Source organism: Mycobacterium barrassiae (assembly GCF_025822765.1).
In the GTDB taxonomy this organism is placed as follows: Bacteria; Actinomycetota; Actinomycetes; order Mycobacteriales; family Mycobacteriaceae; genus Mycobacterium; species Mycobacterium barrassiae.
Genome location: NZ_JACKUK010000034.1, coordinates 39,442 through 62,264, shown reverse-complemented (window position 1 = coordinate 62,264; position 22,823 = coordinate 39,442). Strand labels below are relative to the sequence as shown.

Here is a 22,823-nt window from a genome sequence, read left to right as displayed (position 1 = left end):
TTTACGCGGGTAGGAGAAGTTGGCATCGCCGATCCCCCAAATGGGGGAGGTAGCAGACTGTGATGTGGGCCACCCTAGCTGCATGCCGACAACGCATGAGACGACTTGGCGCGCCGGCCGCTTCTGGTGGGATTCCGCCTCGCCCGCCGGAGCCCGATGTCCGCTTCGGGCGGTGATCTTCGACCTCGATGCTTTGACGGACATCGAATGCGACGGTCACCGGGAGGCGTACAACGCCGCGTTTGCGGCCCATGGACTCGACCTGAGCTGGTCCGTGACGCGCTACCGGCAGCTGCTCGCGCTCACCGACGAGCGCCAGCGCGTCGCCGCCGAACTGCGCAAGCGCGGCGTGGCGACCGAGTCCGATGTACTGACCAAGCTGCTGGCCGACGACATCTACACGACCAAGACCATGTTGTTCGACGAGCTGATCCTGGAGCGCGATCTCGCCCCGCGTCCCGGCCTCGCCGACTTCGTGGTGGACACGTTTGCGGCCGGTCTGCAGGTGGCCGTCGTGACGAGTGGCCATCGGAGCTGGGCGGAGCCGCTGGTGCGACAGCTCGTCGGCGAGGGAATCGTCGAGACGGTGGTGACCGCCGAGGACGTCAAGCAGATGATGCCCAATCCGGAGGCTCATCGCTACGCTCTCGGCGAGCTGGGGATCACCGCGGAGAACGCGCTCGCGATCAGCGGATCGGCCTCCGGTCTGCGCGCGGCCACCGGGGCCGGGCTCGCGACCGTCGTCATCACCGGTGAGGGCGCCCCGGACATCCCGGCGGCCGTGGCCGTGCGTCCCGACTTCGGTGGCAACACGCCGCTGCGGGTCGCCGATTGCCAACTGATGCATGGTCGTTGGTGGGCGAGGCGCAAGCCGTCCGCCGCTTAGCCGGAATTTCTTCTTCAGCAGCGTCTGCGCAGATAAAATTCGTGCGCACGGCGGTGTGTCGTTGGCTGAGTCCGCCGCGTAGGCGGTGAACTAGGTCATGGCTTCGAGAATCAGCTTCTCACGCGAGGCCGTGTGCGGTGACGTCGATGAGGGCTACGGGAAGGTCGCCGACGCATTCCGGCTCAACCTGTCCAGCGGTGCGGAGGTGGGGGCTGCGGTCGCGGTCTACCGCGACGGGCGCAAGGTCGTCGATCTCTGGGGCGGATTCCGCAACGGGAGCACTCGGGCCCCGTGGACGAAGGACACCCTGGTCAACACGTTCTCGACCACGAAAGGTGTTGCGGCACTGACCGTCGCGCTGGCTGTCTCCCGTGGGCTGTTGGACTACGACGCCAGAGTGGCCGAGTACTGGCCCGAATTCGCGCAGGGCGGCAAGGAGGCCGTGACGGTTCGGCAGCTGCTTGGCCACCAGGCCGGGCTGCCGGTGATCAAGCCGCTGCTGACCCTTGCCGACATCGCCGCGCCCGAGAAACTGTCGCGGCGATTGGCGGCGCAGGTCCCCGCGTGGTCGCCGGGCACCCGGCACGGCTACCACGGTGTGACGCTCGGCTGGTACGCCTCCGAGCTCATCCGGCATGTCGACCCACAGCGGCGCACCCTCGGCCGATATTTCGCCGACGAGATCGCAGGCCCGCTCGGACTGGACTTCCACATCGGATTGCCGGCCAGCATCGACCGCGACCGGGTGGCGCATCTGCACGTGCCCTCCCAGCTTGCCACCCTGCTAAATCTGCACGTGCTGCCGCCCCGTCTTGCGGCCGCCCTGTTCGTCCCGACGACGTTGACCGCGCAAGCGGGTGTCGCGTTCGAAGGGGCCACCGGCCTTTCGACCTTCAATCGCGAGGACGTCCGCGTCGTCGAGATCCCCGCCGCCAACGGAACCGGCACCGCCGAATCCGTGGCCAGGCTCTACGGCGATGCGGCCATCGGCGGATCCGAGATCGGGCTGACGGCGCAGGTCTTCAATGCGTTGACGGCTCCGCCGGTGCATCCGACGAAAGGGTTGCGCGACAAGGTTTTGCATGTGAACACGTCGTTCTCACTCGGCTTCGGCAGGCCCATCCCCAACAATCCGAAGTACGTGATCGGCTCGTCGGAGCGGGCGTTCGGAGCGCCAGGTGCGGGCGGTTCGGTCGGGTTCGCCGATCCGGACACCGGCGTCGGGTTCGCCTATGTGATGAACAAGCTCGGGTTCCATTTGATCAGCGATCCCCGAGGATTACGCCTGCGCCAGGCGCTGTTCCGCGACATCCTGGGGACTCGGCCCCAATCCTGAGAAAGGGCACGCCATGGTCCAACGGCCCCATGCCTCAACCGATCTCATCGGCGGTGAGGTCGACACAGGTTATGGACAGGTCGCCGATGCCTTCCGTCGCAATTTCAGCAGCGGTCAGGAGATCGGTGCGGCGATCGCGGTGTATCGGGACGGCCGCAAGGTCGTCGACCTCTGGGGTGGATACCGCAACGGGCACACCCACACGCCGTGGGAGAAAGACACCATCGTCAATGTGTTCTCGACCACGAAAGGCATTGCGTCACTTGCCGTAGCGGTCGCCGCCTCCCGTGGCCTACTCGACTACGACGCCAAGGTCGCCGACTACTGGCCGGAGTTCGCGCAGGGCGGGAAGGGCGCGATCACCGTCCGTCAGCTGCTGAGCCACCAGGCCGGACTCGTTGCGATCACGCCGCCACTGACGCTTGCCGACATCGCCGACCCGGACACGCTGGCGGCAAGGATCGAGGCGCAGGTCCCCGCGTGGGAGCCGGGGACCAGATTCGGCTATCACGCGGTGACGCTCGGGTGGTATCAGTCCGTGCTCATCCGGAAGGTGGATCCACAGGGCCGCACAATAGGCCGGTTCTTCGCCGAGGAGATCGCCGGACCGCTCGACCTGCATTTCTACATCGGCCTGCCGGAGTCGGTCGACCGGAGTCGGGTGGCCCTTCTGGAGCCAGTCACCCGACGCGAAATGCTGCTGCACCTTCACACGATGCCGCCGTTGTTCGTGGCGGGGCTGTTCAACCCGAGGAGTCTGACCGCACGAGCGTTCCTGGTGGCGATGGGAATCAAGGAGGCGGGCGACTTCAACCGCGATGAGTTGCGCATTCCGGAGATACCGTCGGTCAACGGGACCGGCACTGCCAGGTCGATCGCCAACCTTTACTCGAGCGCGGCCACCGGCGATACGAAGCTGGGCCTGAGCCAATCCGTCCGCGACGCGTTGGAAGGCCCCGCCGTCGCCTCCACCCGTGGCTCGCGCGACAGGATCATGTACCTGGACTCGTCGTTCTCACTGGGCTTCGGCAAGCCCACGTCGAAGTTCGTATTCGGTTCCACGGACCGGGCTTACGGATGGCCCGGCCTGGGTGGCTCGTTCGGGTTCGCCGACCCGGACACCGGTATCGGATACGGCTACGTGATGAACAAGCTTGGCTACCACGCCTTCAGCGACCCCAGAGAGCTCGCGTTGCGCCAGGCGTTGTTCCGCGACGCGCTGGGGTGCCGACCCCAGCACTAGCCCTTGCGGATCAGTTCGATGACCGCGCTGAAGTCCTTGTCGGCGTTGTCTTCGTTGAACTTCGCGTAGATCTCCGCGGCATGAGAGCCAAGCGGTGCGGACGCACCGGTCGACTTCACCGCGTCCATCGCGAGGCTGATGTCCTTGTTCATCAACGCCGTCGCGAAGCCCGGCTTGAAATCGTTGTTGGCCGGCGACGTCGGAACCGGGCCGGGCACAGGGCAGTTGGTGTGAATCGCCCAGCAGTTACCCGTGGCGCCCGTGATCACGTCGAACAGCGACTGTGCGGACAGGCCGAGCTTCTCAGCCAGCACGAACGCCTCGCCCGCGACGATCTGCTGCACCGCCAGAACCATGTTGTTGCACAGTTTGGCGGCCTGCCCGGTGCCGGAATCGCCGCAGTGAATGATCTTGCCCGCCAGCGGTTCCAGGATGGGTCGCGCGCGCTCCACCGCGTCGGCTTCGCCGCCGACCATGAACGCCAGCGTGCCCGCGACCGCACCCTTCACCCCACCGGAGACCGGTGCGTCAAGCTGGGCGTGGCCCTGCTCGAGCGCCTGCGCGTGAATCGCGCGTGCGTCGTCGACCGAGATCGTGGAGGTGTCGATGAACAGCGTCCCCTTCGCGGCCGCGGGCAGTGCCTCGGCATACACGGCCTTCACGACGCCGCCGTTGGGCAGAGAGGTGATGACGACCTCGGCGCCCGAAACCGCTTCGGCGCCACTGTCGAAGACCTGTGCACCCTTCTCCACGGCCTCCTCCTTGAGCGCGGCGACGGGGTCGAAGCCCCGCACGGTGTGGCCCGCCGCGACGAGATTCGCCGCCATCGGCCCACCCATGTGGCCCAACCCCAAGAACGCGACCGTGCTCATGTGCTCTCCCTTACGCCGACGCGCGGGCCCGGGCCGCCTCAGCCCGACCGATGACCACACGCATGATTTCGTTGGTGCCCTCGAGGATTCGGTGCACCCGCAGATCCCGGACGATCTTCTCCAGGCCGTACTCGCGCAGATAGCCGTATCCGCCGTGCAGCTGCAGCGCCTGATCCGCCACGTCGAAGCAGGCGTCGGTGACGTAACGCTTGGCCATCGCGCACAGCTCGACCTTCTCCGGATGGTTCTCGTCCAGCGCGGATGCCGCGCGCCACAACAGCATTCGTGACGCCTGCAGCGCCGTCGCCATGTCCGCGAGCGTGAACCTGATCGTCGGCTCGTCGATCAGCGAACCGCCGAACGCCTGCCGGTCCGCCACGTAGCTGCGCGCCTTGTCGTGCGCGGCCTGCGCACCGCCCAGCGAGCATGCGGCGATGTTGATGCGACCGCCGTTGAGACCGTTCATCGCGATACCGAAGCCGCCACCCTCACCCTCGGCACCGCCCAGCATCGCGTCGGCCGGAACCCGGACACCCTCGAAGATCACCTGCGCGGTGGGTTGGGCATTCCAGCCCATCTTCACTTCCTGTGCGCCGAAACTCAGACCCGGCATGTCCTTTTCGACGACGAACGCCGAGATCCCACGCGGACCGTCTTCCCCCGTACGCGCCATCACCACGTACACGTCCGACGATCCCGCACCCGAGATGAACTGCTTGACGCCGTCGAGCACATAGTCGCTTCCGCTGCGGACCGCCTTGGTGCGCAACGCCGCGGCATCCGATCCGGCGCCCGGCTCGGTCAGGCAGTAACTCGCGATGGCCTCCATCGACGCCAGCCGTGGCAACCACGACTTGCGCTGCTCCTGGGTGCCATACGTGTCGACCATCCACGCGCACATGTTGTGAATCGACAGGAACGACGCGATCGTCGGATCGGCCATCGCCAGCTGCTCGAAGATCCGCACGGCGTCCAGCCGGCGCAGCTCGCTGCCGCCGACGTCCTCCCGGCAGTAGATCGCGGCCATCCCGAGCTCAGCGGCCTCGCGCAATACGTCGATGGGGAAGTGGTGGGTTTCGTCCCACTCCAATGCGTATGGCGCGAGCCGCTTCTCGGCGAACGCCGCCGCCGTCTCGGCGATCACGCGTTCGTCGTCGTCGAGCCCGAAGAAGTCCATCGATTCCAGCTCTACTTCATGGTGGGGATGACGAACTCGGCGCCGTGGCTACCCGCGGGCCAACGCTGCGTCACCGTCTTCGTCTTGGTGTAGAACAGGATCGAGTGTGGGCCGTGCTGGTTGAGGTCACCGAAGCCGGACCGCTTCCACCCGCCGAACGTGTGGTAGGACACCGGCACCGGGATCGGCACGTTCACGCCGACCATGCCGACCTGCACGCGGGACACGAAGTCGCGGGCGGTGTCGCCGTCGCGGGTGAAGATCGCGACGCCGTTGCCGTATTCGTGCTCGGATGGCAGCGCGAGTGCCTCTTCGTAGTCCTTGGCCCGCACAATGCACAGCACCGGGCCGAAGATCTCGTCGGTGTAGATCGACATGTCGGGTGTGACATGGTCGAACAGTGTCGGGCCGATGAAGTAGCCGCCCTCGAGGTTCGCGTCGCCGAACTGCAGGTCGTCGCTGGTGCGTTCGCGGCCGTCCACGACGATCTCGGCGCCGGCCTCGACGCCCTGGTTGATGTAGTCCTTGACGCGTGCGAGCGCGGCCTCGGTCACGAGCGGTCCGTAGTCGGCCTTCGGGTCGAGGCTGTGACCGACGCGCAGACCTTTGACGCGCTCAACGAGCCTGGCGCGCAACCGGTCTGCGGTCTGCTCGCCGACCGGAACGGCGACGCTGATCGCCATGCAGCGCTCACCAGCGCTGCCGTAGCCCGCGCCGATCAGTGCATCGACCGCGTTGTCCAGATCGGCGTCCGGCATCACGATCATGTGGTTCTTCGCACCGCCGAAGCACTGTGCCCGCTTACCGTTGGCGGCGGCGTTGCCGTAGATGTACTGCGCGATGTCGGAGCTGCCGACGAAGCCGACGGCCTTGATGTCGGGATGCTCGAGGATCGCGTCGACGGCTTCCTTGTCGCCGTGCACGACCTGGAACACGCCAGCCGGCAGGCCGGCCTCGAGGAACAGCTCGGCCAACCGGACCGGCACCGACGGGTCGCGCTCGGACGGCTTGAGGATGAACGCGTTGCCGCACGCCAGTGCGGGACCGGCCTTCCACAGCGGGATCATCGCGGGGAAGTTGAACGGGGTGATGCCTGCGACCACGCCGAGCGGCTGGCGCATCGAGTAGACGTCGATGCCGGTGCCCGCGCCCTCGGTGTACTCACCCTTGATCAGATGCGGGATGCCGATCGCGAACTCGATGACCTCGATGCCGCGCTGGATGTCGCCCTTGGAGTCGGCGACGGTCTTGCCGTGTTCCAAACTGAGCAGCTCGGCCAATTCTTCGACATTGGCGTTGACCAGCTCGATGAACTTCATCATCACGCGGGCGCGGCGCTGGGGGTTCCACGCGGCCCACTCCTTCTGCGCCGCGGCGGCGCCCGCGACGGCCGCGTCGACGTCGGCTCGCGACGCCATCGGCACCTTGGCCTGCACCTCACCCGTGCTGGGGTTCATCACGTCGCCGGTGCGCGTGGAATCGCCGGTGGTGCGCTTGCCGTTGATGAAATGCGAAATCTGTGTGGTCATGATCGTGTCCCTCGCTGCTAGATACTTGGATATCCTAGTAATGGCCGGATGGCGCGCGCAAGACGCCTCTGCAGCCCATCATCCGCCTGTGGGGCCGGGGCCGAATACGCCGAGCAGAAACTCGTCGAACACTCTGCGCCGAGACTGCTCACAGATCGCGATTTCCGCCCGGATCGCGATCTGTGCGCAGTCTCGGTGAAAAGGGAGGGGAGCTAGCGCCGACCGGCGATGAATGCCTGGGTCTCGTCCCACGTCGGCAGCAACCCGGCCGCCTCGACTTCAGCCAACGTCGGTGCCGCGCGGTCTCGATCCGACAGGAGGGGCCCGCCGTCGAACTCCGGCCAGACGATGCCGAGCGCGGGATCGAGCGCGTTGATCGTGTGCTCCCGCTGCGGGTTATAGGGCGCCGAGCACAGATACATCACCGTCGAATTGTCTTCCAGCGCAAAGAAAGCGTGGCCGAGGCCCTCGGAGATGTAGATGGACCGCCGGTCGCGGTCATCGAGAACCACCGAGTCCCACTGCCCGAACGTCGGCGACCCGACCCGGATGTCGACGACCACATCGAGCACCTTGCCGTGCGGGCATCCGACGTACTTCGCCTGACTCGGCGGCACCTCGGCGAAGTGCAGACCGCGCAGCGTGCCCGCCGCCGACACCGAACAGTTCGCCTGATGCAGATCGAACCGATGCCCGGCGAACTCGGTGAACTCGGCATCTTTGAACCACTCGAAAAACCCGCCGCGCGAATCGGCGTGCACCTGCGGGGTGAGCTCCCATGCACCGGGAACCTTGAGCTCGCGGAACGTCACTGGCCCCGCCCCGCGTATCCGGCTTCGACGCTCTCCTTCAACGGCGCCCACCACGCTTCGTTGGTGCGGTACCACTCGATGGTGTCGCGCAGCCCGTCCTCGAAGTCGGTGTGTGCGGGACTCCAACCCAATTCGTCGCGCAGGACCGACGCGTCGATCGCGTACCGCAGATCGTGGCCGGCGCGGTCAGTCACATGGTCGAAGTCGTCGGGATCGCGATCCATCAGTCGCAGGATCGTGCGCATCACGGTGAGGTTGTCCCGCTCGCCGTTGGCGCCGATCAGATACGTGCGCCCGATCTTGCCGTCGGTGAGAATGCGTGTCACCGCGCTGTTGTGGTCCTCCACATGGATCCAGTCACGCACGTTGGCCCCGGCGCCGTAGAGCTTCGGCCGCCGCCCGGTCAGCACGTTGGTGATCTGACGCGGAATGAACTTCTCGACGTGTTGGTAGGGCCCGTAGTTGTTGGAGCAGTTCGAAATCGTCGCGCGCACACCATAGGAGCGCACCCATGCGCGCACCAGCATGTCGGCGGCGGCCTTCGTCGACGAGTACGGGCTCGACGGGTTGTACGGCGTCGACTCGGTGAACCGCTCTGGGCTGCCCAGTTCGAGGTCGCCGTACACCTCGTCGGTGGAGATGTGGTGCAGCCGAACGTCGCGCGCCCGCACCGCCTCCAGGATGGTGAACGTGCCGACGACGTTGGCGTGCAGGAACGGCTCCGGGCCCGACAGCGAGTTGTCGACGTGGGTCTCGGCGGCGAAGTGCACGACGGCGTCGGCATCGGCGACCAGCTTGTTGACCAGGTCGGCGTCGGTGATGTCACCCTCGACCAGTCGGATGTCGTTCTCGACCGGCGTCAGCGACTCGCGACTGCCCGCATAGGTGAGCGCGTCGAGGACCGTCACCTCGTGCTCGCCGACAGCCTTGTGCACGAAGTTGGCGCCGATGAACCCCGCGCCGCCAGTGACCAGCAACCGCATGGCCAAACCCTAGTCGAGGATCGCTTCGGGGCGGCATCCGCCTTGACTTTGCTGCCAGGCGTCGCGCCGCGGCAGTGTCAGCGCTTCAGCCCGAGCGGGCCCGCGAGTTCTTCCAGCGTCGGCACCAGATTGTCCCAGCCGCCGAGCACCTGGATCGCCACGTGATCGGCCCCCGCCTCGAGGTGCTCGTTGAGCTGTTTGGCGATGTCCTCGGGGGTGCCATGTGCGACGACGGCGTCGATGAGCCGGTCACTGCCCGGCTTTGCGATGTCGTCGTCGGTGAACCCCAGCCGCTTCCAGTTGTTCAGATAGTTCGACAGGTTGAGGTAGAAATCGACGGTCTCACGGCCGATCTTGCGGGAGGCTTCCGCGTCGCGTGCCAGCACCACTTTGTGTTCGGGTGCCAGGAACACCGTCGGCCCCAGGATGTTTCGGGCCTCCCCGGTGTGCTGCGGGGTCGTCAGATACGGGTGGGCGCCCGCGCTGCGCTGGGCCGACAGCTTGAGCACCTTGGGTCCGAGGGCGGCGATGACGCGCCGGCTCGTCGGCACCTTGGCGCTGTCGAGCACGTCGAGATATTCGACCAGCACGTCGTAGGGCTTGCGGTACTCCTCGGTGTGCTCCGGATGACCGATCCCGATCCCGAGCAGGAATCGGCCAGGGAACTTGTCCTCGATCCGGTGATAGGCCTCCGCGACCTGCTCCGCCGGTGCCGTCCAGACGTTGATGATGCCCGTGGCCACCTGCAGCGTCTCGGTGCGCTCGAGGATGGGCTCGACGTAGTTCAGGTCGCCCGCGGGTGACCCGCCGATCCACACCGCGCCGTAACCGAGTTTCTCGATCTCGACGGCTTGTTCGGGTTTGGGCGCACCGAACGTCCATACGCCGTAGCGGCCGAGATCGGGTTTGAGCTCAGTCATCGGAGATCCTTCCGTTGCGAGTTCACTGCAGGCCGAGCGGCCCCGCCAGCTGGGCCAGCGCGTCGACCAATTTGTCCGGTTCGGTCAGCACCTGCACGGGGACGTGGTCGGCGCCCGCGCCGAGGTGCTCCTTCAACCGTGCCGCGATGTCTTCGACAGTGCCATAGGCAACGACGGCGTCGACGAGCCGGTCGCTGCCCGGCTTGGCGACGTCCTGATCGGTGAACCCCAGCCGCTTCCAGTTGTTCAGGTAGTTCTTCAGGCCGAGGTAGACGTCGAGGTACTTGCGTCCGGCGGTGCGCGCCTTGTCCGCGTCGGTGGTCAGCACGACCTTGTGCTCGGGTGCGATGAACACGCCGGGTCCGACGAGCTTGCGCGCCTCGGCGGTGTGCTCAGGTGTCGTCAGGTAGGGATGCGCACCTGCCGAGCGCCGCGCCGACAGCTTGAGCACTTGCGGCCCGAGTGCGGCGACCACTCGGCGGTCCTTCGGCACTCCGTACTCGTCGAGCTTGTCGAGGTACTCGACCAAGGCGTCGTACGGCTTCTTGTACTCCTGATGCGCCTCGGGATGGCCGACGCCGATCCCGAGCAGGAATCGACCCGGGTAGTTCTTCTCGAGCCGGTGGAAGGACTCGGCGACCGGACCTGCCTCCGCGGTCCAGATGTTGACGATCCCCGTCGCGACCTGCAGCTTCTGGGTGGCCTCGAGGATGGGGTCGACCCAGTCGAGCTCGGCAGGCGGTGAGCCACCGGCCCAGAGGGCGCCGTAGCCGAGCGCCTCGATGTCCTTGAACTGCTGGGGGGAGAACTTTCGCCAGTGGAAGAAGTGCCCGAAGACGCCGTACTTGCCGAGATCAGGAGTCGCCATGATCTACCTAACCTGCGATTCGGCCGGCCCTATTCCGTTCCTGCGGCCGAAAGCTCGCCGGGCGTCGGTGCGATGGGCGCCGGTGCCACCAACGGCAGGCACACGCTGAAGCGGGTATCGCCCGGTTGGGACTGCACCGACAGGTTTCCGCCGTGCTTCTCGACGACGATGCGCCACGCCAGATCCAGGCCTAGGCCGGTGCCCTCACCGAACGGTTTGGTGGTGAAGAAGGGCGTGAAGATCCGGTCGATGATTTCCTCGGGGATCCCCGGTCCGTCGTCGCAGATCTCGACGCGGATCATCTCGTCGTTCTCGCGGGCGGTCCGGATGGTCAAGGTGCCGTGCCCGTCCATCGCCTGAATGGCGTTGTCGATGATGTTGGTCCACACCTGGTTGAGATCGCCTGGGTAGCACTGTAATTCGGGCAACGTCTTGTCCATGTCCTTGATCAGGGTGACCGGCTTGCCCTTGCCCTCCATGCCGATCTTGTCGCCGAACATCATGAGCGTGCTCCGCAGCAGCTCGTGCACGTCGGCGCTGCCGTAGGCGCCCCGGTCCATCTGCGAGTACTGCTTGGCGCCGGCGAGGAGTGCCGAGATGCGCTTGCTGGCCTCGGCGATCTCGTTCATCCGCATTTCGTTGTCGATCGTGTATTTCAACCACCCGATCGCGCTCTGCAGCGACGCGGAGGCATCGACGTCGTCGACCAACGCCGAGACGCGTTCCAGCCAGTCGGTGTCCAGTCCCGCGTCGACGAACGTCGGCGCGTAGTCCCAGGCGCTGGCGATACCGTGATCCTCCAGCCATTCGCCGATCTGGTCCTCGCGATCGGAGGCCTCCAGTGCGGTCAGCTCGTGATCGCGGGACTTGGCGACCTGTTCGGCGACCTGGTCCTGAATGTTCACCAGGACGCGCAGCGCCTCCGGGGTGAACTGGGCCTCGGCCACCATGGCGAGCTTGTGTCGCATATGGCCGACGCTTTCGCGGAGGTCGGCGACCGCACGGGCGGTGGCCGCGGCGGGGTTGTTGAGCTGATGGGTCAGGCCTGCGGTGATCGTGCCGAGTGCGAGCAGCTTCTCGCGCTGGCCGATGATCTGGGTCTGACGGCGTCCGCCGACGAGGTGGCCCTCGAGCAGGTGGACGGCCATGGGGAACTGGGTCCGCATGAATTCCGCGAAGTCGTTGGAGTCCAGTACGAAGCAGCGGGCGGGCTTGGTCAGCCGCACCGAGGCCTGGTAGGTCTGCTCTTCACCCGGGATGTACGCGGACCAGGCACCGAAGTACACGCCACGCTGAGATGTGCGGTTGGTCTGGATGTCGACACCGCCGGAGCGCTTCGACATGACAAGTTCACCGTCGATCATCACGTAGAAGCAGGTGGCAGGGTCGCCCTCGCGAACTATCGGGCCCGCGGGAAAGTTCTCGATGTGTCCGGCGGCGCAGAGGATGTCGAGCTGCTCATCGGACAATTTCTCGAACAGGAAGAGCGTCCGCAGCTCGTCGCGCACGCATTCCTCTTCTTGCGTGCTCATTGGCGCCTTCCTTTCTTGGGCCAATCATGCCCCGCCGGCGGTGTCGGCTCCTATGCCTCGGCCAGATACCTGTGCACCAGCATCACCGCCATCGACCCTTCGCCGACCGCGGCCGCAACCCGCTTCGCGGATTCCGAACGCACATCACCTGCAACAAACACACCCGGCACACTTGTTTCCAAGTGATGGGGCGGGCGATCGAGCGTCCACCCGACTTTGTCACGCAGATCGGGTCCCGACAGGATGAAACCGTGATCATCGCGGGCTATTCCCGCTTCCTCCAGCCAATCGGTGCGTGGTGTCGCGCCGATGAAACAGCACATCCGATCGCAGGTGACGGTCTCGGTCTGTTCGGTGCGCTTGTCCAGTAGCACCAGCCCGGACAGGTGGCCGTCCTCGGCGACCGTGTCGACGACCTCGGTGCAGGTGCGGACCGTGATGTTCGGGGTCCTGAGGATTCGGTCGACCAGGTACTGGGACATCCCGGCCTCCAGCGAGGCGCCGCGGATCAGCATGGTGACCGACTTGGCGGTCTGCGACATGAACATCGCCGCCTGGCCGGCCGAGTTCGCGCCGCCCACGATGTAGACGTCTTCACCCGCGCACTCGCTGTTGTCCGAGACCGAGGCCCCGTAGTAGACGCCGCGGCCGATGTAGTTGCAGCTCGGATCCGCGGGATCGTCCCAGCAGCCGGTGATCTGCAGTTGGCGATAGTCCACACCGGTGGCCAGGATGACCGCCCGCGCGCCGATGGTGGTGTCGTCGTTGAGACGGACGGAATGTGCCGCGCCGACACCGTTGATCTCGAGCCTGCCGGCTTCCTGGGTCGTGATGACCTCGGCTCCGAAGCGTTCGGCCTGCCTGCGCGCCGACGTGGTGAGCTCGGCGCCCGAGATGCCGGTGGGAAACCCCAGGTAATTCTCGATCTTGGAGCTGCGGCCGGCCTGCCCGCCGGTGGTGGCCTTCTCGATCAAGACCGTCTTGAGGCCCTCCGACGCTCCGTACACCGCGGCGGCCAGGCCTGAGGGGCCACCGCCGATGACCGCGAGGTCGTACATCTCCAGCTGCGGGCTGGTGGACAGGCCGAGGAGGGTGGCCAATTCGACATCCGAGGGCTGGACGAGGGTCTCGCCCTTCTCGGTGATGACGACCGGCAGCCGGGTGTCGTCCACCCCTGCGGCTTCCAGTAGCTGCCTGCCCTTGGGTTCGTCGGCGTTGATGGAGCGGAACGAGTACTCGTTGCGGGCCAGGAACTGGCGCACCTCCCAGGATCGGTCGTTGTACCGGTGACCGATCACCTTGGTGTAGGGCATGGCTCGGTCGCCGACGGCACGCCAGCCCTCCAGCAGACCGTCGATCACCGGATAGAGCTTTTCTTCTGGCGGATCCCACGGCTTGAGCAGGTAATGGTCGAGGTCGACGACGTTGATGGCGTCGATGGCGGCGTGGGTGTCGGCGTATGCCGTCAGCAGCACCCGGCGCGCCAAGGGGAAGAAGTCCATCGCCTTCTCGAGGAACTCGATGCCGCTCATCTGCGGCATCCGGTAATCGGCGACGAAGACTGCGACGGCGTCGCCGCGCAGCTTGAGCTCCTTCAACGTGTCGATGGCGTCGGCGCCTGATTCGGCGCGCACGATGCGGTATCTCTCGCCATAGTGGCGGCGGAGGTCACGAGCGACGGCGCGCGAAACTGCCGGGTCGTCGTCGACGGTGAGAATGACGGGTTTTCGGGACTGCGCGACGGGGGCGGTCATCGGTTCTAAGTATGCGCCCGTCGTCCAGCGGATATCAGGGTCAGGCGACCGGTTCGCCATGAGCGGAACGAGCTGGACCAGTTCAGCGTGCGGTTGAGAGGCTGAGCTGGGCGTTCAGCGATTTTGGGAGCGGGAGCGAAGCGGGTAGTATTGACCAACGGTGCGGCTTCCGCGCCGGCTCTTGCGTGCTCTCTGTCCTCGAATTGCTGGAATTTCTGGCTACAGGCTCACGTTTTGTAGTCGGAGTGTAGCTGCGCCAAAGAAGGCGCCAACGATTCGCAGGACACGGAGGATCTCCGAAACATAATGGCCAAGAAAGACGGTGCCATCGAGGTCGAGGGTCGCGTGGTCGAACCCCTGCCCAATGCGATGTTTCGCATTGAGCTGGAGAACGGTCACAAGGTTCTCGCCCACATCAGCGGCAAGATGCGGCAGCACTACATCCGCATCCTGCCCGAGGACCGCGTCGTCGTGGAGTTGTCTCCATACGACCTGACTCGGGGCCGCATCGTTTACCGGTACAAGTAATCAGAAGCAAACGAGAAACACAGAAGGATCGACACAGTCGTGAAGGTGAACCCGAGCGTCAAGCCCATTTGCGATAAATGCAGGGTGATCCGTCGGCATGGGCGGGTCATGGTGATCTGCTCCGATCCTCGCCACAAGCAGCGACAGGGTTAGTCAAGGCTTCCGCCAGGACCTGGCCAACCACCTTGGATCGCAACACAACTGAATGATGAAATCCCAGTACCACTGAGCGGATAGGCCGCTTGAGATGAGCCGTTAGGCGACAAGCCGAAGACTCTGAACGTCCGGTACGGAGGCTGGACCCCGACGCCGTCGGGAACGGACTGGGAGCAGACCTCCGCAACGAGAAGGAACACACCACTGTGGCACGTCTAGTGGGCGTCGACCTCCCGCGCGATAAGCGCATGGAGATCGCGCTGACCTATATCTACGGCGTCGGCCGTACCCGCTCCCAGGAGATCCTGGACGCCACCGGCATCGACCGGAACCTGCGCACCAAGGACCTGACCGATGATCAGGTCACCCAGTTGCGCGACTACATCGAGGGCAACCTCAAGGTGGAGGGTGATCTGCGCCGTGAGGTGCAGGCCGATATCCGCCGCAAGATCGAGATCGGCTGCTACCAGGGCCTGCGGCACCGCCGTGGCCTGCCGGTGCGCGGCCAGCGGACCAAGACCAATGCGCGCACCCGCAAGGGCCCGAAGCGCACCATCGCCGGTAAGAAGAAGGCCAAGTAATGCCACCCGCAAAGAAGGCAGCAGGCGCTCCGAAGAAGGGGCAGAAGACCCGTCGCCGGGAAAAGAAGAACGTCCCGCACGGCGCCGCGCACATCAAGAGCACGTTCAACAACACGATCGTGTCGATCACCGACCCGCAGGGCAACGTCATCGCATGGGCGTCCTCGGGACACGTCGGCTTCAAGGGTTCGCGTAAGTCGACCCCGTTCGCCGCGCAGTTGGCCGCGGAAAACGCTGCCCGCAAGGCGCAGGAGCACGGTGTGAAGAAGGTCGACGTCTTCGTCAAGGGCCCGGGCTCGGGCCGCGAGACCGCCATCCGCTCGTTGCAGGCCGCCGGCCTCGAGGTCGGCGCGATCGCCGACGTCACGCCGCAGCCGCACAACGGTTGCCGTCCGCCGAAGCGACGCAGGGTCTAGGAGGTATAGAACAGATGGCTCGTTACACCGGACCCGCGACCCGCAAGTCACGCCGCCTCGGCGTCGACCTGGTCGGCGGAGATCAGTCCTTCGAGAAGCGCCCCTACCCGCCCGGTCAGCACGGCCGCGCGCGGATCAAGGAGAGCGAATACCGCCAGCAGCTTCAGGAGAAGCAGAAGGCCCGCTTCAGCTACGGCGTGATGGAGAAGCAGTTCCGCCGTTACTACGAAGAGGCCAACAGGCAGCCCGGCAAGACCGGTGACAACCTGCTGCGCATCCTCGAGAGCCGGCTGGACAACGTCATCTACCGTGCGGGCCTTGCGCGCACCCGCCGGATGGCGCGTCAGCTGGTCAGCCACGGCCACTTCCTCGTCAACGGTGTCAAGGTCGACATCCCGAGCTATCGGGTGTCGCAGTACGACATCATCGATGTCAAGGAGAAGTCGCTGAACACGCTGCCGTTCGAAGTCGCGCGGGAAACCGCGGGCGAGCGCCCGATCCCGGCCTGGCTGCAGGTTGTCGGCGAGCGTCAGCGCATCCTCGTGCACCAGTTGCCGGAGCGCGCGCAGATCGACATCCCGCTGCAGGAGCAGCTGATCGTCGAGCTCTACTCGAAGTAAGACTTGCTTGGCCGTCCGGATGACGGCCGGGTTGCGCGGCATCAAATAGCGGTTGCCGCGAAGGAGGAAAGAAACAATGCTGATTTCTCAGCGACCCACATTGTCGGAAGAGGTCATTTCCGAGAACCGGTCCCAGTTCGTCATCGAACCTCTGGAGCCCGGATTCGGTTACACCCTTGGCAATTCGCTTCGGCGGACCCTGCTGTCGTCGATTCCCGGCGCGGCGGTCACCAGCATCCGCATCGACGGTGTGCTGCACGAGTTCACCACCGTTCCCGGCGTGAAGGAAGACGTCACCGACATAATCCTGAACCTCAAGGGTCTGGTCGTGTCATCCGAGGAGGACGAGCCCGTCACCATGTACCTGCGCAAGCAGGGCCCCGGCGCGGTCACCGCGGGTGACATCGTCCCGCCGGCCGGCGTGACGGTGCACAACCCCGAGATGCACATCGCGACGCTGAACGACAAGGGCAAGCTCGAGGTCGAGCTCGTCGTCGAGCGCGGCCGCGGCTACGTGCCCGCCGTGCAGAACAAGGCGTCGGGCGCCGAAATCGGCCGCATCCCGGTCGATTCCATCTACAGCCCGGTGCTGAAGGTCACCTACAAGGTGGAGGCCACCCGCGTCGAGCAGCGCACCGACTTCGACAAGCTGATTCTCGATGTCGAGACCAAGAACTCGATCACCGCTCGGGACGCGCTGGCGTCCGCGGGCAAGACGCTGGTCGAATTGTTCGGTCTGGCACGGGAACTCAACGTCGAGGCCGAGGGCATCGAGATCGGGCCGTCGCCCGCCGAGGCCGATCACATCGCCAGCTTCGCGCTGCCGATCGACGACCTCGACCTGACCGTTCGGTCGTACAACTGCCTCAAGCGCGAGGGCGTGCACACGGTGGGCGAGCTCGTCGCCCGCACGGAGTCCGATCTGCTGGACATCCGTAACTTCGGCCAGAAGTCCATCGACGAGGTGAAGATCAAGCTGCACCAGCTCGGTCTGTCGCTCAAGGACAGCCCGGCCACGTTCGATCCGTCCGAGGTCGCCGGTTACGACGTCGCCACGGGCACCTGGAACAGCGATGCCAGCTACGACCTGGACGACAACCAGGACTACGCAGAAACCGAACAGCTCTAAGAAAGTCCGTCCCGGCCCTACCTGATACGGGGGTCGGCCCCACATAGGAGATAGTCGCAATGCCTGAGGTTCAAAATGCCTAAGCCCACCAAGGGCCCTCGCCTCGGCGGGTCGTCCTCACACCAGAAGGCGCTGCTGGCCAACCTGGCCACGTCGCTCTTCGAGCACGGCCGGATCAAGACGACAGAGCCCAAGGCGCGGGCGTTGCGGCCCTATGCGGAAAAGCTCATCACCCATGCCAAGAAGGGCACGCTGCACAACCGGCGTGAGGTGATGAAGAAGATCCGCGACAAGGACGTGGTGCACACGCTGTTCGCCGAGATCGGTCCGTTCTTCGCCGACCGCGAGGGCGGCTACACCCGCATCATCAAGGTGGAGCCTCGTAAGGGCGACAACGCCCCGATGGCCGTCATCGAGCTGGTGCGGGAGAGGACCGTGACCTCGGAGGCCAACCGGGCCCGCCGTGCGGCCTCATCGCAGAAGGTCGCGGCCGCCGCGGCGCCGCAGGCCGCGGTCGAGCCCGAGGCCGCGGTCGGTGCCGAGGAGAGCGTCGACGAGGTCAAGGCCGAGGACGCCGCGATCGAGGAGGCTCAGGAGGCGGAAGCCGAGGCCGAGGTCTCTGAGGAGGCCGCCGAGGAGAAGGCCGACTCCGACGAGGATGCCGACAAGTCCTAGCGACATGAGCGACGAGCCCGCCATCGACAACGGTGGCGGGCTCGTTCGTCTTCGCCTCGACATCGCCTATGACGGCACCGAATTCGCGGGCTGGGCGGTGCAGGCGGGTCAGCGCACCGTAGCCGGTGTGCTCGACGAAGCGTTCTCGACGGTGTTCCGCACCCCGGTGCAGCTGCGCGCGGCCGGCCGCACCGACACCGGCGTACACGCCACCGGTCAGGTCGCCCATGTCGATGTGCCGGTGGAAGCGTTGCCGCACGCCTATCCACGCACGACCCGTCCCGGCGAGAGCGAGTTCCGTCCGCTGGTGCAACGACTGGGCCGGTTCCTGCCCCGAGACGTGCGGGTGCTCGACATCGCCCGCGCGGCACCGGGTTTCGACGCACGGTTCTCGGCGCTTCGGCGACACTACGAATACCGGTTGTCGACCGCGCCGTACGGCGTCGAACCGCAGGAGGCGCGCTTCGTCACTCCGTGGCCGCGACCGCTGGACGTCGACGCCATGGCGACCGCGTCGCGGGATCTGGTGGGGCTGCACGACTTCGCGGCCTTCTGTCGCCATCGCGACGGCGCCACCACCATCCGGGACCTGCAGCGGTTCGACTGGGTGCGCGACGGCGACCGGGTCACCGCGTACGTCACCGCGGATGCCTTCTGCTGGTCCATGGTGCGGTCGCTGGTGGGCGCGCTGCTGGCGATCGGCGAGCATCGCCGCGAACCAGGCTGGTGCGCCACGCTGTTGAAGGCGACCAGCCGGTCGAGCGATTTCGCGGCGGCGCCGGCGCAGGGCCTGACGCTCGTGGGTGTCGACTATCCGCCCGACGCCGAGCTCGAGGCGCGGACCAAGATGACGCGCGACTTGCGAGTGTTGTGATTTCGGCGTGCTGGGTCACGCTCAGCGAGACTTAGCACGCCGAAACCGCCGAGTTAGATGCGGGCCGCGACGAAGTCGGCCGCCTGATTCGCCATCCCCGCGTTGATGTACGCGCTGGCGAGGTGGGCGGGCCAGTTCTCTTCCCACGTGTTCGGATCGGCCGGGTTGCAGATCGGGTCGGCGCCGTGGCACAACTCGATGGTCCGATCGCGGTACACCGGGTTGAAGTTGGTGATCGGTCCGACCCAGGCGACGCCGTTGCCGAACAGCGCCACGGCGGCGATGTGGCGATCCGCGCCGGGCGGCAGCGGGGCCTTGAACCCGAAGAAGTCGAACGGCAGCGCGAGCACCACGTCGGTGACCGCGGCGCCAAGCGAGTAGCCGCCGAGCACCAGTCGTGTGTCCGGGCAGTTGTTCATCATGTACTGGATATGGCCGCTCATGTCGTTGGCGCCGATGTCGATCTCGTTGTCGGCCGGGTACTTCACCGCATAGACACCGATGTTCTTCTTCGACTTCGACCGCAGCGCGTTGATGAACGCATTGCCGAGATTGCCGACCCCCGGCGATTCCAGCCGGCCGCGGGCGAAGATCACCTCGACGGGAGGGCACGATTGGGCATTCGCAGACGGCGTCAGCGACGCGACAGTTTGGGGCGTGATGAGTGCGGTGCCGAGAACGAGCGCCACGATGAGACCGGTGAGCAAGTGACGGCGGATCACCACACGGATGTTAATAGAAAGCATTAACGGCCTCGCAGATAATGGTGTAGGGCCAGGTCAGAGGCGCGAAGCGACGAAATCGGCGGCCTGGTTGGTGGGGCCACCCACGTATGCGCGATGCGCGGCGACGTCCTCGCCGTTGGTCTGGCAGACGGGATCGCCCGGGTTGCACAGGTCGATGGACCTGCCGCCCCACGTCGGGCTCACGGTGAGCGGCAGCCCGAGCTTCGCCGACGGATTGCCGAATACGGCGATCGCCGCGACGTGGTCGGGGACGTTGGGTGGCAACGGATTGTCGAACCCGATGCCTGGCACTGGTACGGCGCTGATCACGTCGATCACCGCGGCGCCCTGGGAGTACCCGCCGAGCACCAGACGGGTGTTGGGGCAGTTGTTCACCATGTACTGGATGTGGCCACTGGCGTCGTTGGCGCCGGCGGCCGCTTTGAGGAAGTCGAACGTCGCGGGGTAGTCGACCGCGTACGCGCCGACGGACCTGCCGCCGACCTTGCCGCGCAACGCGTCGACGAAGGCGCCGCCCACATTGCCCAGGCCCGGTGCGTCGTTGGTGCCGCGGGCGAAGACGACCTCGATGTCCGGGCACCCTTGGGCCGACGCGGTTCCGAGGCCGCCGATCGGCGAGGGGGACAGGGCAGAGGCGACAAGCGCAGCCGCAGCGATGGAGGTGGCGATCAGCAGGTTACGGAGTCGATCTAACGTCACAAGATCAACAGGGTAGCGGCAATTGCCGTCAGACCCTTCCGGCGACGAAGCTCGCCGCCTGCTGAACCAGCCCCGCGGACACGTAATCGTTGTGAGCGAACGGATTCCTGCCCCGCGAACAGATGGGGTCGCCGTCCTTGCAGAGGTCGATGGCCCTGCCGCCGAAGACCGAACTGGTCAGCGGATTGCTGAACTTCGCTGCGGGGTTGCCGAACACGGCCACGGCGGCGATGTTGTCCTGCAGGCTCGCGGGCAACGGCGGCGCCGACCCGATGTCGCCGATCTTGTTGCCCAACGGGGGGACACCGGCCAGCATGTCGATGACGGCCGCGCCCTGCGAGTAGCCGCCGAGCACGAGCTTGGTCGAGGGGCATTGCTGCGACATCAGCGCGACGCGGTTCTCCGCGTCGGTGGCGCCGTCGGCGGCCGCCAGGAAGTCATACGAGGCGGGGTAGTTGACCGGGTAGGCGTTGACGGTCCGACCCCCGACCAGCGGGCGCAACGCGTTGACGAACGCCGTGCCGGGCGTGCCGAGCCCCGGGGTGTCGTCGGTTCCCCTGGCGAAGATCACCTCGATGTCGGGGCACGACGATAACGACGTCGACGACGGTGACGAGGCCGACGGGTCAGGCCCCGGCGCAACCCCCGGCCCTGGCGCAGGTCCCGGCGAATGGCCAGGCTGCGCCACCGCCAGCGGGGCAGCGACGAGTGTCATGGCGGCGCAGACAACGGCCGAAGTAACCGTAGCCAGCCGTAATGGCATCCGGAGCAAAGTCACGTCGGCCATTTTCGCATATCTGCGGGGGCCGCAGCCAGCCGCTTACTTTTCGACGGTTGCGTCAATTACCGAGGTCAGCGGAGCCGAGGGCACGCCCTCGGGCAAGGTCACATCGGCGGACTCCTCGGAGCGGTCGCCCTGACGTGCCATCGCCAAGCCCGCGAGCACGATGACCCCGCCGACGGCCTGAATCATCGTCATCGCCTCACCGAGCAGGACCCACGCGGCCAGGACCGCGAACATCACCTCGGACAGGCCGACCAGCGATGCGAACCGGGGACGCAGCCGCGCGATGCCCATGATGCCGAGCGTGTAGGCGATCGCGGTGGCGACCACGCCCAGTGCGACGACCGGCACGACCCACGACGTCGTCACCCCCGCGATGACGGTGTCGTTGGCGGTGAAGGTCAGCGGCATGATGCCGCCGACGCCGAGCAGCGTGACGGCTGCGGCGCCGACGACCAGGCCGCCCGCGGCCAGCGTGACGGGGTGGACGCCATCGCTGTCGTCGGCGTGCTTGCCGACGTTGGCCGACATCACGAAGTAGCACGCGGCGCAGACCGCGGCGGCCAAGGCCCAACCGACGCCGATGAGATTGATGTGCGCGTCGCTGAACACGTTGAGCACCAACATGATTCCAACCACCGCGATGGTGACTCCTGCCAACGTCAGGTTGGTCGGCCTGCGTCGTGTGGTGGTCCAGACCCACGCCACGACGAGGATCGGCGCGGTGTACTCCAGCAGCAGCGCGACGCCGACGGACAGGTGCGAGACCGCGCAGTAGTAGAAGAGCTGCGCCCCGGCGATCGGGATCACGCCGTACGGGACGACGGTCTTCGCATGGCGCAACGCTTCACGAACCCAGCCGGGTCGCACGATCGTCGCGAACACCGCCATCACCAGGGCGCCGCCGGCCAAGCGGGCGACCACGGCGGCCGTCGGGCTCCAGCCGGCCTCCATCAGTGCCTTGGCGAACGGTCCCGATGACCCGAACGAGAATGCCGAGCCGACGGCCAGCAGCAAGCCGAGCCGGAAGTGACTGGCGGACGCGTGCACGCCGAGCTGATTCGCGGTCACGGGGACACCTCCGGGATGTAATGAGTAAAATGAACTTTGCTCATGACGCTAGCGGGAAAGGGGGTCATGAGTCAAATGCTTTTCAGTCATGACACGGAGCTCACGCTGCGTGCGGCATGTGTCCTGGTCAACAGCGATCGGGTGGACGGTGAGCAGCTCGCCGACCTCCCGGCGCTCGATGCCTATTTGGACGGGTTCGGGTGGACCGGCAGGCGCGACCACGACGCCGCCGAGCTCGACTCCGTCCATCGCCTGCGGGAACGGCTCGGCAAGATCTGGGCCGTCGCCGGTGACGAGGAGCGCGCGGTTGGGCAGGTGAACGCTCTACTGAGCGACACCGAGGCCGCCCCGTGGCTGACCCGCCACCCGGAGATGCCGGAGTGGCATCTGCACCTGGCGTCCGTGCACGACCCGCTGTGGCAGCGGATGGGAGCAGAGATGGCGATGGCGCTGGCCGACCTCATCCGCATCGGTGAGCTGCGCCGGCTCAAGGTGTGTGCCGCATCGGATTGCGACGCAGTGTTGGTGGACCTCTCGCGCAACCGCTCCGGAAAGTTCTGCGACACCGGCAATTGCGGCAACCGTCAACACGTCGCCGCCTATCGCGAACGCCGCGCCAAGGCCGACTGAAA

Annotated in this window: 25 protein-coding genes; 12 read left to right on the top strand and 13 right to left on the bottom strand. The window is 66.1% G+C overall.

Annotated features, from left to right (window positions below; translation table 11 throughout):
• The first annotated feature begins 82 nt into the window (after positions 1 to 82).
• The 3 genes from H7J93_RS22830 to H7J93_RS22820 all read left to right on the top strand — a co-directional run bounded on the left by H7J93_RS22830 (position 83) and on the right by H7J93_RS22820 (position 3,465).
• Positions 83 to 886 (top strand): HAD-IA family hydrolase, encoded by an 804-nt coding sequence (locus H7J93_RS22830; RefSeq protein WP_267308575.1) that lies wholly within the window; start codon positions 83 to 85, stop codon positions 884 to 886.
• A 97-nt stretch (positions 887 to 983) separates the two neighbouring features.
• On the top strand, positions 984 to 2,222 hold the full coding sequence (locus tag H7J93_RS22825) for a serine hydrolase domain-containing protein (protein WP_267308574.1): 1,239 nt from the start codon (positions 984 to 986) through the stop codon (positions 2,220 to 2,222).
• A gap of 13 nt (positions 2,223 to 2,235) precedes the next feature.
• Positions 2,236 to 3,465: a serine hydrolase domain-containing protein gene (locus H7J93_RS22820; protein WP_267308573.1), complete on the top strand. Its 1,230-nt coding sequence runs from the start codon at positions 2,236 to 2,238 to the stop codon at positions 3,463 to 3,465.
• Here H7J93_RS22820 and mmsB read toward each other — a convergent pair.
• From mmsB to H7J93_RS22775, 9 genes are all read right to left on the bottom strand, one after another.
• Positions 3,462 to 4,337: a 3-hydroxyisobutyrate dehydrogenase gene (gene mmsB, locus H7J93_RS22815; protein ID WP_267308572.1), complete on the bottom strand. Its 876-nt coding sequence runs from the start codon at positions 4,335 to 4,337 to the stop codon at positions 3,462 to 3,464. The genes H7J93_RS22820 and mmsB overlap by 4 nt on opposite strands.
• A 10-nt stretch (positions 4,338 to 4,347) precedes the next feature.
• Positions 4,348 to 5,514, bottom strand: coding sequence for an acyl-CoA dehydrogenase family protein (locus H7J93_RS22810; RefSeq protein ID WP_267308571.1), 1,167 nt, complete (start codon positions 5,512 to 5,514; stop codon positions 4,348 to 4,350).
• 11 nt (positions 5,515 to 5,525) lie between these two features.
• Positions 5,526 to 7,043 carry a CoA-acylating methylmalonate-semialdehyde dehydrogenase gene (locus H7J93_RS22805; RefSeq protein WP_267308570.1) on the bottom strand — a complete coding sequence of 506 codons (1,518 nt, stop codon included), beginning with the start codon at positions 7,041 to 7,043 and terminating at the stop codon, positions 5,526 to 5,528.
• A gap of 212 nt (positions 7,044 to 7,255) precedes the next feature.
• Positions 7,256 to 7,855, bottom strand: coding sequence for a dTDP-4-dehydrorhamnose 3,5-epimerase (gene rfbC / locus H7J93_RS22800; protein WP_267308569.1), 600 nt, complete (start codon positions 7,853 to 7,855; stop codon positions 7,256 to 7,258).
• A complete protein-coding gene (gene rfbB / locus H7J93_RS22795; RefSeq protein WP_267308568.1) occupies positions 7,852 to 8,838 on the bottom strand; it encodes a dTDP-glucose 4,6-dehydratase in 987 nt (328 codons plus the stop codon). The genes rfbC and rfbB overlap by 4 nt, the downstream gene beginning before the upstream one ends.
• A 77-nt stretch (positions 8,839 to 8,915) precedes the next feature.
• Complete coding sequence (locus H7J93_RS22790; protein ID WP_267308567.1) at positions 8,916 to 9,758, bottom strand: LLM class F420-dependent oxidoreductase; 843 nt, start codon at positions 9,756 to 9,758, stop codon at positions 8,916 to 8,918.
• A gap of 22 nt (positions 9,759 to 9,780) precedes the next feature.
• Positions 9,781 to 10,626 carry an LLM class F420-dependent oxidoreductase gene (locus H7J93_RS22785; RefSeq protein WP_267308566.1) on the bottom strand — a complete coding sequence of 282 codons (846 nt, stop codon included), beginning with the start codon at positions 10,624 to 10,626 and terminating at the stop codon, positions 9,781 to 9,783.
• 29 nt (positions 10,627 to 10,655) lie between these two features.
• On the bottom strand, positions 10,656 to 12,158 hold the full coding sequence (locus tag H7J93_RS22780) for an ATP-binding protein (RefSeq protein ID WP_267308565.1): 1,503 nt from the start codon (positions 12,156 to 12,158) through the stop codon (positions 10,656 to 10,658).
• Positions 12,159 to 12,208: 50 nt separating this feature from the next.
• Positions 12,209 to 13,912 (bottom strand): NAD(P)/FAD-dependent oxidoreductase, encoded by a 1,704-nt coding sequence (locus H7J93_RS22775; RefSeq protein ID WP_267308564.1) that lies wholly within the window; start codon positions 13,910 to 13,912, stop codon positions 12,209 to 12,211.
• A gap of 306 nt (positions 13,913 to 14,218) precedes the next feature.
• On the opposite strand from H7J93_RS22775, the gene infA reads away from it, so the two are divergent.
• From infA to truA, 8 genes are all read left to right on the top strand, one after another.
• Entirely contained in the window at positions 14,219 to 14,440 is a 222-nt protein-coding gene (gene infA / locus H7J93_RS22770) for a translation initiation factor IF-1 (RefSeq protein ID WP_005140011.1), read from the top strand.
• A 39-nt stretch (positions 14,441 to 14,479) separates the two neighbouring features.
• On the top strand, positions 14,480 to 14,593 hold the full coding sequence (gene rpmJ, locus H7J93_RS22765; protein WP_003879483.1) for a 50S ribosomal protein L36: 114 nt from the start codon (positions 14,480 to 14,482) through the stop codon (positions 14,591 to 14,593).
• Between the two features lie 209 nt (positions 14,594 to 14,802).
• Complete coding sequence (gene rpsM, locus H7J93_RS22760; RefSeq protein WP_083157592.1) at positions 14,803 to 15,177, top strand: 30S ribosomal protein S13; 375 nt, start codon at positions 14,803 to 14,805, stop codon at positions 15,175 to 15,177.
• Positions 15,177 to 15,593 carry a 30S ribosomal protein S11 gene (gene rpsK, locus H7J93_RS22755; protein ID WP_267308563.1) on the top strand — a complete coding sequence of 139 codons (417 nt, stop codon included), beginning with the start codon at positions 15,177 to 15,179 and terminating at the stop codon, positions 15,591 to 15,593. Before rpsM ends, rpsK begins: the two co-directional genes overlap by 1 nt.
• A 14-nt stretch (positions 15,594 to 15,607) precedes the next feature.
• On the top strand, positions 15,608 to 16,213 hold the full coding sequence (gene rpsD, locus H7J93_RS22750; RefSeq protein ID WP_267308562.1) for a 30S ribosomal protein S4: 606 nt from the start codon (positions 15,608 to 15,610) through the stop codon (positions 16,211 to 16,213).
• A 76-nt stretch (positions 16,214 to 16,289) separates the two neighbouring features.
• Positions 16,290 to 17,342, top strand: coding sequence for a DNA-directed RNA polymerase subunit alpha (locus tag H7J93_RS22745; RefSeq protein ID WP_267308561.1), 1,053 nt, complete (start codon positions 16,290 to 16,292; stop codon positions 17,340 to 17,342).
• Between the two features lie 75 nt (positions 17,343 to 17,417).
• A complete protein-coding gene (gene rplQ / locus H7J93_RS22740; RefSeq protein WP_267308560.1) occupies positions 17,418 to 18,017 on the top strand; it encodes a 50S ribosomal protein L17 in 600 nt (199 codons plus the stop codon).
• A 4-nt stretch (positions 18,018 to 18,021) separates the two neighbouring features.
• The gene (gene truA, locus H7J93_RS22735; RefSeq protein WP_267308559.1) at positions 18,022 to 18,891 is read left to right on the top strand and encodes a tRNA pseudouridine(38-40) synthase TruA; all 870 of its coding nucleotides are present in this window, start codon (positions 18,022 to 18,024) and stop codon (positions 18,889 to 18,891) included.
• A 53-nt stretch (positions 18,892 to 18,944) separates the two neighbouring features.
• Here truA and H7J93_RS22730 read toward each other — a convergent pair whose 3' ends face one another.
• The 4 genes from H7J93_RS22730 to H7J93_RS22715 are packed head-to-tail and all read right to left on the bottom strand — an operon-like array spanning position 18,945 to position 22,191.
• Positions 18,945 to 19,622, bottom strand: a complete 678-nt coding sequence (locus tag H7J93_RS22730; protein ID WP_267308640.1) for a cutinase family protein — start codon at positions 19,620 to 19,622, stop codon at positions 18,945 to 18,947.
• 48 nt (positions 19,623 to 19,670) lie between these two features.
• Positions 19,671 to 20,336, bottom strand: a complete 666-nt coding sequence (locus H7J93_RS22725; protein WP_267308558.1) for a cutinase family protein — start codon at positions 20,334 to 20,336, stop codon at positions 19,671 to 19,673.
• A 28-nt stretch (positions 20,337 to 20,364) separates the two neighbouring features.
• Entirely contained in the window at positions 20,365 to 21,123 is a 759-nt protein-coding gene (locus tag H7J93_RS22720) for a cutinase family protein (RefSeq protein WP_372508005.1), read from the bottom strand.
• 33 nt (positions 21,124 to 21,156) lie between these two features.
• A complete protein-coding gene (locus H7J93_RS22715; RefSeq protein ID WP_267308556.1) occupies positions 21,157 to 22,191 on the bottom strand; it encodes an EamA family transporter in 1,035 nt (344 codons plus the stop codon).
• A gap of 75 nt (positions 22,192 to 22,266) precedes the next feature.
• Between H7J93_RS22715 and H7J93_RS22710 the strand changes: the two genes are divergently transcribed.
• On the top strand, positions 22,267 to 22,821 hold the full coding sequence (locus H7J93_RS22710; RefSeq protein WP_267308639.1) for a CGNR zinc finger domain-containing protein: 555 nt from the start codon (positions 22,267 to 22,269) through the stop codon (positions 22,819 to 22,821).
• Positions 22,822 to 22,823 lie beyond the last annotated feature (2 nt).